Annotated in this window: 10 protein-coding genes; 4 read left to right on the top strand and 6 right to left on the bottom strand. The window is 68.3% G+C overall.

Annotated features, from left to right (window positions below; all coding sequences use genetic code 11):
- Window positions 1–385 precede the first annotated feature (385 nt).
- A complete protein-coding gene (locus tag ACFXN1_RS28120; protein ID WP_379443336.1) occupies window positions 386–1,354 on the bottom strand; it encodes a helix-turn-helix transcriptional regulator in 969 nt (322 codons plus the stop codon).
- A 92-nt stretch (window positions 1,355–1,446) separates the two neighbouring features.
- Here ACFXN1_RS28120 and ACFXN1_RS28115 point away from each other — a divergent pair, with 92 nt between their 5' ends.
- The 4 genes from ACFXN1_RS28115 to ACFXN1_RS28100 all read left to right on the top strand — a co-directional run bounded on the left by ACFXN1_RS28115 (window position 1,447) and on the right by ACFXN1_RS28100 (window position 4,620).
- Window positions 1,447–2,601, top strand: a complete 1,155-nt coding sequence (locus ACFXN1_RS28115; RefSeq protein ID WP_379443338.1) for an epoxide hydrolase family protein — start codon at window positions 1,447–1,449, stop codon at window positions 2,599–2,601.
- A gap of 33 nt (window positions 2,602–2,634) precedes the next feature.
- The gene (locus tag ACFXN1_RS28110; RefSeq protein ID WP_379443340.1) at window positions 2,635–3,216 is read left to right on the top strand and encodes a TetR/AcrR family transcriptional regulator; all 582 of its coding nucleotides are present in this window, start codon (window positions 2,635–2,637) and stop codon (window positions 3,214–3,216) included.
- 80 nt (window positions 3,217–3,296) lie between these two features.
- Complete coding sequence (locus ACFXN1_RS28105; RefSeq protein ID WP_379443341.1) at window positions 3,297–4,058, top strand: SDR family NAD(P)-dependent oxidoreductase; 762 nt, start codon at window positions 3,297–3,299, stop codon at window positions 4,056–4,058.
- A 136-nt stretch (window positions 4,059–4,194) separates the two neighbouring features.
- A complete protein-coding gene (locus ACFXN1_RS28100; RefSeq protein WP_379397209.1) occupies window positions 4,195–4,620 on the top strand; it encodes a DUF4254 domain-containing protein in 426 nt (141 codons plus the stop codon).
- A 6-nt stretch (window positions 4,621–4,626) separates the two neighbouring features.
- On the opposite strand, the gene ACFXN1_RS28095 is transcribed toward ACFXN1_RS28100, so the two are convergent.
- Genes ACFXN1_RS28095 through ACFXN1_RS28075 form a run of 5 tightly spaced genes read right to left on the bottom strand, consistent with a single transcriptional unit; the run spans window position 4,627 to window position 11,108 of the window.
- Window positions 4,627–6,561: an acetoacetate--CoA ligase gene (locus ACFXN1_RS28095; RefSeq protein ID WP_379443343.1), complete on the bottom strand. Its 1,935-nt coding sequence runs from the start codon at window positions 6,559–6,561 to the stop codon at window positions 4,627–4,629.
- Window positions 6,562–6,572: 11 nt separating this feature from the next.
- Window positions 6,573–7,406: an HpcH/HpaI aldolase/citrate lyase family protein gene (locus ACFXN1_RS28090; RefSeq protein ID WP_379443345.1), complete on the bottom strand. Its 834-nt coding sequence runs from the start codon at window positions 7,404–7,406 to the stop codon at window positions 6,573–6,575.
- Window positions 7,403–7,912: a MaoC family dehydratase gene (locus ACFXN1_RS28085; protein WP_379397724.1), complete on the bottom strand. Its 510-nt coding sequence runs from the start codon at window positions 7,910–7,912 to the stop codon at window positions 7,403–7,405. Before ACFXN1_RS28085 ends, ACFXN1_RS28090 begins: the two co-directional genes overlap by 4 nt.
- An 11-nt stretch (window positions 7,913–7,923) precedes the next feature.
- The gene (locus ACFXN1_RS28080; RefSeq protein ID WP_354836432.1) at window positions 7,924–9,084 is read right to left on the bottom strand and encodes an acyl-CoA dehydrogenase family protein; all 1,161 of its coding nucleotides are present in this window, start codon (window positions 9,082–9,084) and stop codon (window positions 7,924–7,926) included.
- Window positions 9,081–11,108: a biotin carboxylase N-terminal domain-containing protein gene (locus tag ACFXN1_RS28075; RefSeq protein WP_379443347.1), complete on the bottom strand. Its 2,028-nt coding sequence runs from the start codon at window positions 11,106–11,108 to the stop codon at window positions 9,081–9,083. The genes ACFXN1_RS28080 and ACFXN1_RS28075 overlap by 4 nt, the downstream gene beginning before the upstream one ends.
- Window position 11,109: the final 1 nt, after the last annotated feature.

Raw genomic sequence — 11,109 nt, 5'->3', positions numbered from 1 at the left:
ACCGGCGCGATCACTCCTCCGACCGCCACCATCACCAATGATCGGCGGTCACGGCGAAGGGTAAAGCCCACCAGGCGATAGTCCGATCTCGGACAGCACACCCCGCCTCAAACCCTCACCCCGACACCGACCCTCCCACGCTCACCACACCACTGCCTGCCGGAAGGTCGATCCTTTGGCTTCACAACCGATCGGCACTGTCCCCCAACAAGCCCAAGCCATCACGTGGCGACCCCAACCCCGTAATCCCAGCGAATACCTCCTGCAGCAACCCCACATGCGGCTTCAAAGGCGAGGGGGCTGGAAGGTGCAGGCGCGGACGTGAGCCCGACCCCCTCCCTTCTCCAGGCATCTTTAATCTTTTGATCTTTTGGGTTTTGGTTCTTCATCTTTTGGCTTCTATTGCCCGGGCGGCGCGGTCGCGGATTTTTCGCAGCTCGTCGGTGAGTTGTTGGGGGCTGTGCACTTCGAATTCGACGCCCAGCTCCAGGAGGCGGTGTGCTACCCATTCGGGGAGGTCGTCTCGGGACATGTTCAGGGCGCAGGTGTTTGGTCCGTGCGGGATGATGTCGCCGGGGCCTTCGCCCAGCCGGCCGATTACGGCTTCGGCGGGAGCCGCGATGTCGACCTGGAAGTGCAGGGTTGGGGTGCCCCAGTCGGTTCGCTCGCCGGTTACGTAGGCGGCGGGGTTGGCGGCGGGGAGGTCGCGTGGGGTGAAGCGGGCACCGGTGGGGTGGAGGCGGTGGATTCGGTCGGCGCGGAAGACGCGCCAGTCGTTGCGGTCGAGGTCGAAGGCGACCAGGTACCAGCGGTGCCGCCGCAACACCAAGCCGACGGGCTCGGTGTTGCGGCGGGTTTCGGTGCCGTTGGCTGCTTCGTAGGCGAAGCGGATTCTCTCCCTGTTGGTCACGGCTGCGGCCAGGGCGGTGAGGAGCTCCGGGTCGACAGGGGTCGCTCCGGCGCGGGGCGGGACGGTGGCGGCTCCCAGGACTCGCACCCGGCGGCGCAGTTTGGCGGGCAGCACCTGTTCGATCTTGGCGAGCGCCCGGACGGACGCTTCCTCGATGCCGGCGATGGCGGACCCCGCGGCCGCCCGGAGGCCGACCGCGATGGCGACGGCCTCCTCGTCGTCGACCAGCAGTGGCGGCATGGCGGCCCCGGCGACCAGGCGGTAGCCGCCGGTGGCGCCCATGGTGGCCGCGACGGGGTAGCCGAGATCGCGGAGGCGGTCGATGTCGCGGCGCACGGTGCGATCGGTAACGCCGAGGCGTTCGGCGAGTTCGCTGCCGGGCCATTCGCGCGGCGTCTGCAGCAGGGACAGCAGCCGCAGCAGGCGTGCCGACGTGTCGCTCATACCCGCCATCCTCCGTTCGAAATAGGACGAGAATAGTCCTATATGACTCCTACCGTGGTCAGCGGATCGTCCGCCCGACGTCAGGAGTCACGATGACCAGCACCGATATCCGCCCGTTCCGCATCGCCATCCCGCAGTCCGATCTCGATGACCTCCTCGACCGGCTGGCACGAGCCCGCTGGACCCGGCAACTCCCGGGACAGGGCTGGGAGCGCGGTGTCCCGGTGGCCTATCTGCGCGAGCTGGCCGAATACTGGCGCACCGAATTCGACTGGCGCGCACAGGAAGCGGCGCTCAATGAATTCCCGCAGTTCCTGACCGAGATCGACGGGCTGGACGTGCACTTCCTGCATGTGCGCTCGGACGACCCGGACGCGCTGCCGCTCATCCTCACCCACGGCTGGCCGAACAGCTTCGTGGAGTTCACGAAAACCATTCCCCTGCTGACGAATCCGCGAGCGCACGGCATGGAGTCGGCACAGGCGTTCCATGTGGTGATCCCTTCGGTGCCGGGTTTCGGATTCTCGGCGGCGCCGCGCGAACCGGGCATGCGACCGCGGCACGTGGCTCGCATGTGGGTCGAGCTCATGGCCCGCCTGGGTTACGAAAGCTACGGCGCGCAGGGCGGGGATCTGGGTGCGTACGTGGTGCAGGAGATGGCGATCGCCGCCCCCGGCCACCTGGTCGGCGTGCACATCGACGGCGGCATCGGCCTGCCCACCGAGGCGGACGTCCCGACCATGACGGCCGAGGAACGCGCCGAATGGGATCTCATGCAGAAGTGGCAGTCCGGCGTGAATCACCATGTCCTGCTCCGCCAGGCGCCGCAGACCTTCGCGCACGCCTGGACCGACTCCCCCATCGGCCTGCTCGCGTGGCTGGTCCACAAGTTCGACGAGTTCTCCCCGCTGGCCGACCGGCTGGAGGACGCCGTGGACCGCGACCAGCTGCTGACCAATGTCAGCATCTACTGGTTCTCCGATACCGCCGCCACCTCGTCCTGGCCCATGTACAACGGACTGGGCGACCATGGTTTCGTGTGGCCGTCCGGCCAGAAGCTGGTCCCGGTGGGCGTGTACGCCGGGGGCTCGCCGCTCATGCGCCGGCTCGCCGATCGCGACAACACGATCGTGCACTGGCCCGAGGGCAACACGGGCAACCACTTCCTGGCCATGGACGTCCCCCGGGCGCATGTGGCCGATATTCAGGCCTGCTTCGGCAAGATCCACCGAGCCCGCCATATTTGACCGATTGGTCTTGAAAGTCGTAGTGTCCTCGCTATGGCGAGGACCAAGGAGTTCGATCCGGACACCATGCTCCGCCGCGGTCTCGAATTGTTCTGGGAGCGCGGCTATGAGGCGACGTCCATGTCGGATCTGGTTGAGCATCTTGGGATTGCGAGGGCGAGCATCTACTCGACCTTCGGCGGCAAGCGCGACCTCTACCTGAAGGCCCTGCAGCGCTACCTCGAGACCACCGATCCGGTGATCATGGACGAGTTGTCGCAGCCGGGTCCGGTCCTGCCCGCGGTGCGCGGACTCGTGCAGCGGTTCGTGCGCGAAGCATCCAGTCCCGATTCATCTCTGGGCTGCATGGTCGTGAACAGCGCGGTCGAGTTGGCGCACTGCGACGAGGCGGTGGCGCGGCTCGTGGAGTCCAGCTGGGCACACCTCGAAACGACATTGACTTCCGCGCTGCTGCGCGCCCGCGCACAGGGCGAACTGGCCGCGGACGCGGACCCGCGCGCACTCGCCCGATTCCTTCTCGTCTTCTTCCAAGGAGTCCGCGTCATCGAGCGCACGCCGGATTCGGCTGCACGCCTGCAGGATGCGGCCCGCGTGGCCGTATCCGTGCTCGGCTGAACAGGTTTCCCATTCATCCACAGCTTTCCCTACTGCCTACATTCGAGATCGATCATTCTGAAAAGGAGTTACGAACCGTCATGAGCACCCGATTCGATGACAAAACTGTGCTGATCACCGGCGGCGCGGGCACGATCGCGGGCGCGACCGCCCAGGCCTTCGCCGATCTCGGCGCCACGGTGGTGCTGGCGGGCCGTGATGCGCAGCAGCTGGCCGACGCGGCCGGACGAGTTCGGCCGGCGAGCGGCACGGTGGACTGGGTGGTCGCCGACGTCACCGACGGCTACCAGGTCGCGGCCATGATCGAGGAGGTCGTGCGCCGACACGGCGGCCTGCACGTGGCCTTCAACAATGCCGGAATTCTGGGCACGCCCGCCCCGGTCGGCGAGCTGGAGGATGCCGACTGGCACCGGGTGCTGGATGTCAACCTGACCGGTGTCTTCCTGTCGATGAAACACGAGATCGCCCATATGCGCGGCAATGGCGGCGGCGTCATCGTGAATATGGCCTCGAATATCGGCACGCACGGCCGCCGTCCGGGTCTGGCGGCCTACGCGGCATCCAAAGCGGCGGTCAGTGTGCTGACACAGACCGCCGCGCGTGACCATATCGGTGACGGTATTCGCATCAATGCGGTCAGCCCGGGTGCGACCGATACGCGAATGTCCTTCCGACCGGGCGAAACTCGCGCGGATCGCGATGCGCGCGTGGCATCGGCAATTCCGCTGGGCCGGGTCGGGGATCCGGCGGAGATCGCGGCCGCCGTGGTGTGGCTGGCCTCCCCGGAATCCGCTTTCGTCATCGGGCACGATCTGGTGATCGACGGCGGCGCTACGGCTTGATCTCACCGTTTGCCCAACGGGTACGGCGAGCTTCCAATAGCGGAATTGAAGTGGGGTGTTGAACCGGCAGACACGTCCCTGTCATCTGCGCTGACTAACGTGCTGGGAATTCGCAGGTCGCGTTATAGGAGTCGCGATGAGGGATACACTGCCATCCAAGAACCAGGTCCTTGAGGCTTGTCGAGGTTCTGGTCAGCCCGGTCATCCACTACTACGCGCGGCGCAGGATCTGACCGCGCTGCACGAGCGCCTGCTCAGTGCCGAACCGGCCCAGCTGATCGAACTCGACACCATCCGGACGGATCTGGTGCATCAGATCGACTGCTGGGTGACCGCGCAATTGCCGCCGTCACATGGCGCGGCCCGGGTGCACACCGAAACCCTGGGCGCGGTCATCGATCGGCTGGCCCGGTTCACCGCCACCGCCTATGCGGCGCTGGCACGCGAATCCGGACGGGAACTCACCATTGCCTGGGAGCACCTGGCCGAATTGGCGGTCGGCTATGAGGACTTGGCATCGGAAGTGTGCACCGGGCGTCGTCGCCTACCCGGTGCACACTGACCCGCCTCACTTCGGCTTGCGCGCGGCGTACCAGTCCAGGAGTTCGGGGACGTCGACGGCCGTGGGGGCCACCACCGTGGACACCTCGGCGCCCTGGAACAGTTTCTTGATCGGCACTTCCAGTTTCTTGCCGGTGCGAGTATGCGGAATGCCGGGTGCCGCGATGATTTCGTCCGGCACGTGTCGCGGGGACACTTCGGCACGAATGGTCGCATTGATGCGGGACCGCAGCTCGTCGGTCAATTCGGTCCCGGGGGTCAGCACCACGAACAACGGCATCCAGTAGCCACCGTTCGGTTGTTCGGCGCCGATCACCAGTGCCTCGGCGATTTCCGGTATGCGTTCCACCGCCTGATAGATATCGGCGCTGCCCATCCGGATGCCCTGCCGATTCAGAGTGGAATCGGAGCGCCCGTGCACCACGATGCTGCCGTGTTCGGTAATGGTGATCCAGTCGCCGTGCCGCCATACGCCGGGGAACATCTCGAAATAGGCGTCGCGATAGCGGGAGCCGTCGGGATCGTTCCAGAAGGACACCGGCATGGACGGCATCGGCTCGGTGATGACCAGTTCGCCGACCTCGTCGCGCACCGGATTGCCCTGCTCGTCCCAGGCGTCCAGGGCCACACCGAGGTACGGGGCGGACAGCTCGCCGGGCCAGACGGGCACGGTGCGGACGCCGCCGATGAAGGCGGACACCACATCGGTGCCACCGCTGATCGAGGCCACCGGCACCTGCTCGCCGACATTGTCGCGCAGCCACAGCGAGGACGACGGGGGCAGCGAGGAGCCGGTGATGCCGACCAGCCGGAGGGCGGACAGATCGTGGTCGGTGCGCGGCACGGATCCGGCCTTGGCGCAGGCCAGGACATAGCCGGGGCTGGTGCCGAGGACCGTCGCGCCGGTACGGGAGGCCAACTGCCACAGCGCATCCGGCGTCGGCGCGGCGGGGCTGCCGTCGTAGCAGACGATGGTCGCGCCCACCAGCAGACCGGCGACCTGGAAGTTCCACATCATCCAGCTCGGGCTGGTGTACCAGAAGAACGTGTCGTCCGGACCGATATCCGATTGCACGGCAACGGCTTTGAGGTGCTCGAGCAGCACGCCGCCGTGCCCGTGCACGATGCCCTTGGGCTTGCCGGTGGTGCCGGAGGAGTACAGCACCCACAGCGGGTGCGCGAAATCCACCTCCTCGATCGGGAGCACGACGAACTCGTCACCGGGATCGACGCTCTCCCAGGCCAGGGTGTCGGGCACCTCGAGGCCGAGGCGCGGCACCAGCACGGTCGCCGCCAGCGAGGGCAGTCCCGCGCGCAGAGCGGCGATATCGGCGGTCTTGTCGTGCGCCTTCCCGCCGAACCGGTAGCCGTCGGCGGTGACCAGCACCTTCGGTTCCAGCTGCCCGAGCCGGTCGAGCGCGGCCTGGGCGGAATAGTCCTGACCGCAGGCGCTCCAGACGGCCCCGATGCTGGCGGTGGCCAGGAAGGCGATGACGGCCTCGGGGATGTTCGGCAGGTACCCGGCGACCCGATCGCCGGGTCCGACGCCCTGCGCGCGCAGGGTGTGGGCGAAGGCGGCGGCGGTGGCGATCAGTGCGGCCCAGGAGATCTCGGTGATCTCGCCGGTCTCGTCGACGGACAGGATGGCGGGCCGGTCGTCGCGGACCTGCCGCATCACCTGCTCGACGTAGTTCAGCGTGGTGCCCGGGAACCACTGTGCGCCGGGCATTTCCGTGCTCCCGAGCACCTCGTCGGACCGCTCGCCGAGATCGAAGTAGTCCCAGATCGCGCCCCAGAAGCCGGGCAGGTCGTCCACCGACCACTGCCACAGGGCTCGATAGTCCGGCAGGGACAGCCCGATGCGCTTCTCGACGAACAGCGCGAAGCTGGTCACCTGTGCCTCGGCGATGTCCCGATCGCTCGGCACCCACTGTGGTTCCACCGCAATACCTCCTACGACGCGAATCCCGCGCTGCCGGCCGTGGCGGCCCGCTGCACGATTCGCTCGGCATGCCGGATGACCGGCATGTCCACCATGCGCCCCTCGAAGGTGAAGACACCCCGATGGTTCGGCGCTTCCGCCAATAGTCTGCGCGCCCAGTCGACTTCGCCGGGCGTCGGCGCGTAGGCGGTCCGGATGACCGGCACCTGGCTGGGGTGGATGGCCACCTTGGCGTCGAAGCCGATGGCGACCGCGTCCTCCGATTCGGCCGCCAGCCCGGTCAGATCCGGAATATCCAGGTACACCGAGTCCAGCGCGAACTTGCCGTACGCCTTGGCGGCCAGCAGGGATTGGGAGCGCACGTGCCGCGCCACATCCCGGTAGCCGCCGTCGGCGTGCCGGCTGGAGTTGCCGCCGAGCGCAGCGACCAGATCCTCCGCGCCCCACATGACGCCGATGGCATTGCGCACCATGACCGCCCGCCCGACCGCGAGCGCGCCCAGCGGGGATTCGATGAGCGCGATCACCTCGTAGTCGGTCAGCCGCGTGATCTGTTCGGCCGATTCGCATTTGGGCAGCATGATGCGCCGGTACTCGGTGCGCACCAGGGCGTCCAGGTCGAGCATGTGCTCGAAGGTGCCCGCGGCATTGACGCGGACGACGGTGCGGTCGGGGTCCAGCGGGGTGGCGATGAGCGCCTCGCGGGCCGCCGCCTTGTCGGCCTCGGCGACGCCGTCCTCGAGGTCGAGGATGACCACGTCGGCCGCGGCGAGGGCCTTGCCGTAGCGCTCGGGCCGGTCCGCGGGGCAGAAAAGCCAAGCGGGGCCGGGCATTTCCCAACTCATGCGGGTTCCTCCAGCGGGCTGGATGTCGGGCTCCGTCGCACCAGAGTTTTCCGGGCGGCGGTGGCCACGATGTCGCCGTGCTGATTGCGCCCGGTGTGCGCGAAGGTCACGATGCCCTCGCCCGGGCGGCTCTTCGATTCCCGCAGGTCGGTCACCACGGTCTCGGCGTACAGGGTGTCGCCGTGGAAGAGCGGCTTGGGGAAGGCGATCTCGGAGAAGCCGAGGTTGGCCACGATGGTGCCCTGGGTCAGCTGCGCCACCGACAGGCCCACCAGCGTGGACAGCGTGAACATGGAGTTCACCAGCCGCTGGTGGAACGGCGGCAGCGCGTCGGAGAACGCCGCGTCCAGGTGCAGGGCCTGGGTGTTCATGGTCAGCGTCGTGAACAACACATTGTCGGCCTCGGTGATGGTACGGCCGGGCCGGTGCTCGTACACCACGCCGATCTCGAACTCGTCGAACCACAAGCCGCGCTGGACGACCCGCTTCACCTCGGCGGTGCCCATTTGTCGCTCGCTCACAGGCCGAGCTCCCGACCGATCAGCATCAACTGCACCTCCGTGGTGCCCTCACCGATTTCCAGGATCTTGCTGTCGCGATAGTGCCGGGCCACAGCATATTCGTTCATGAAGCCGTAACCGCCGAAGATCTGCGTGGCGTCGCGGGCATTGTCCATGGCGGCCTCGCTGGCCACCAGCTTGGCGATGGCGGCCTGCTTCTTGAAAGGCTTGCCGGACAGCATGAGCGCGGCCGCGTCGTAGTAGGCGGTGCGGGCCATGTGGGCGCGCGCCTCCATGCGGGCGATCTTGAAGGCGATGGCCTGGTTGCTGCCGATGGCGCGACCGAAGGCCTCGCGCTCCTTGGCGTAGCGCACGCTCTCGTCCACGCAGCCCTGCGCCGCGCCGACCGACAGCGCCGCGATGGCGATCCGGCCCTCGTCGAGGATGCGCAGGAAGTTGGCGTAGCCGCGGCCGCGCTCGCCGAGCAGGTTCTCGGCGGGCACCCGGACGTCGTCGAAGCTGAGCGGGTGGGTGTCGGAGGCGTTCCAGCCGACCTTGTTGTAGGCGGGTTCGGCGGTGAAGCCGGGAGTGTCGGTCGGGACGATGATCGTCGAGATCTCCTTCTTGCCGTCCACTCCCCCGGTGACCGCGGTGACCGTCACCAGCCGGGTGATGTCGGTGCCCGAGTTGGTGATGAACTGCTTGGAGCCGTTGATGATCCAGGTGTCGCCGTCCAGCCGCGCGGTGGTGCGGGTGCCGCCCGCGTCACTGCCCGCGCCGGGCTCGGTGAGGCCGAATGCGCCCAGCGCGCGCCCGCTGGCCAGCAGTGGCAGCCACTCCGCCTTCTGCTTGTCGTTGCCGAAGCGGTAGATCGGCATGGCGCCCAGGGAGACACCGGCCTCCAGGGTGATGGCCACGCTCTGGTCGACCTTGCCGAGCTCCTCGAGGGCCAGGCACAGCGCGAAGTAGTCGCCGCCCATGCCGCCGAACTCCTCCGGGAACGGCAGGCCGAACAGGCCCATGTCGGCCATGCCCGAGACCACCTCGTAGGGGAAGCTGTGCTCGGCGTCGTGCTTGGCGGCGACCGGGGCCACCACCTGGTTGGCGAAATCGCGGACGGTGAGGGCGAGTTCGCGGTACTCGTCCGGCAGGGTTCCGGTGGACAGGAAATCGGTCATGACTGGGTGTTCTCCTCGGCGATGATGCGAGCCAGCGGCTGTTCGAGTTTCACCTGCGCGCCGGGCTCGACCAGCAGTTCGACGCGGCCGGCAATGGGTGCGGTGAGGGTGTGTTCCATCTTCATGGCCTCCACGACCACGATGGGCGTGCCCGCGGCGACGAACTCGCCGTCCGCGGCGGGGGTGGCGATGACCGAACCCGGCATGGGGCTCTGGATCTCGGCGTCGCCGACATGGGCGTCGCCGCCGCGGACATCGGCCTCGGCGACCTCGCGCAGCAGCGCGGTGCCGGTGCGGTCGGCGACCCAGATCTGACCGGACCCGGTGGCGACGCGGAAGCGGGTGCGCAGGCCGTCGAGGGTCAGCATCAGCGAGTCACCGTCGGATTCCACTGTCAGGACGTGCTTTTCGCCGCCCTCGACCCAGGCCGTCGCCTGCTCCGGGGTCCCGGACAGGTACACGTGGGCGGTGCGGTCGCCGCCGATGAGGCGGATGCCGACGGGTGCGTGCGCGCCGACCCGCCAGCCGGTGGGCTGCTGCCACGGATCGGCCGGAGCGGCGGGCCAGCGGCGCAGCCAGAGTTCGGCCGCGGCGGCGATGAACTGCTCGTCGCTGACCGGTTCGGGCGTGAAGTCCACGGCGCGGCGGTCCAGCAGACCGGTATCCAGCTGTCCCGCACGGACATCCGGGTCGGCGAGCAGGAAGCGACTGAAATCGGTATTGGTGCGCACGCCGAGGATCTGCGTGTCCCGCAGGGCCGCATCGAGTTTGGCGATGGCGGCGGTGCGGTCGGCAGCGTGGGCGATGACCTTGGACAGCATCGGGTCGTAGTCGCTGCCGACCACGGTGCCGGCGCGCAGGCCCGAATCCACCCGCACGCCGGGACCTTCCGGCTCCGACAGTGCGAGCACGGTGCCGCCGGTGGGCAGAAAGTCGCGGCCCGGGTCCTCGGCGTAGACGCGCGCCTCGATGGCGTGGCCGGTGAGGCGGATGTCGTCCTGCGCGGCCGCCAGCTTCTGCCCGGCCGCGATGCGCACCTGGCATTCCACCAGGTCGACACCGGTGACCAGCTCGGTGACCGGGTGTTCGACCTGCAGGCGGGTGTTCATCTCCATGAAGAAGAACTCGTCCGGCTGGTCGGCGGAGACGATGAACTCGACCGTGCCCGCGCCGACATAGTCGACACTGCGCGCGGTATTGCAGGCGGCCGCGCCGATCCGGGCGCGGGTCTGCGGATCCAGCAGCGGCGAGGGCGCCTCCTCGATCACCTTCTGGTGGCGGCGCTGCAGGCTGCACTCGCGCTCGCCCAGGTGCAGCACGTGGCCGAACTGATCGGCCAGGATCTGCACCTCGATGTGCCGGGGGCGGGTGACGAAGCGCTCCAGGAACAGGGTGTCGTCGCCGAAGGCCGCGCCGGCCTCGCGGCGGGCGCTGACCAGGGCGGCGGGCAGGTCGGCCGGATCGTCGACCCGGCGCATGCCCTTGCCGCCGCCACCGGCGGACGGCTTGACGAGCACCGGGTAGCCGATCTCCGTTGCGGCGTCGATCAATTCGGCGTCGGTGAGGCCGGGTTTGGCGATGCCGGGCACCACCGGCACGCCGTATTCGGCCACCGCGTTCTTGGCGGTGATCTTGTCGCCCATCACCTCGATGGCGCGGGCAGAAGGGCCCAGGAAGGCGATGCCCGCCGCCTCGAGTGCGGCCGCGAAGGCCGAATTCTCCGACAGGAAGCCGTATCCCGGGTGCACGGCCTGCGCGCCGGAGCGCACGGCGGCCGCGACCACCTTGTCGATGCTCAGGTAGGACTCGCGCGCGGGGGCCGGGCCGAGGCGGACCGCGGTATCGGCCTCGCGCACATGGCGGGCGTCGGCGTCGGCGTCGCTGTAGACCGCGACCGATCGAATTCCCATGGCGCGCAGGGTGCGAATGACCCGCACCGCGATCTCGCCGCGATTGGCGACCAGCACGGTGTCGAAGGCGACGGGTTGCGCCTTGTCGGAGACAAAGGAGGACATCGTGTTCATC

Source organism: Nocardia sp. NPDC059154 (assembly GCF_042755705.1).
GTDB lineage: Bacteria > Actinomycetota > Actinomycetes > Mycobacteriales > Mycobacteriaceae > Nocardia.
Note: the sequence above shows the minus strand (reverse complement) of the source record. Positions and strands in the feature narration are given on the sequence as shown.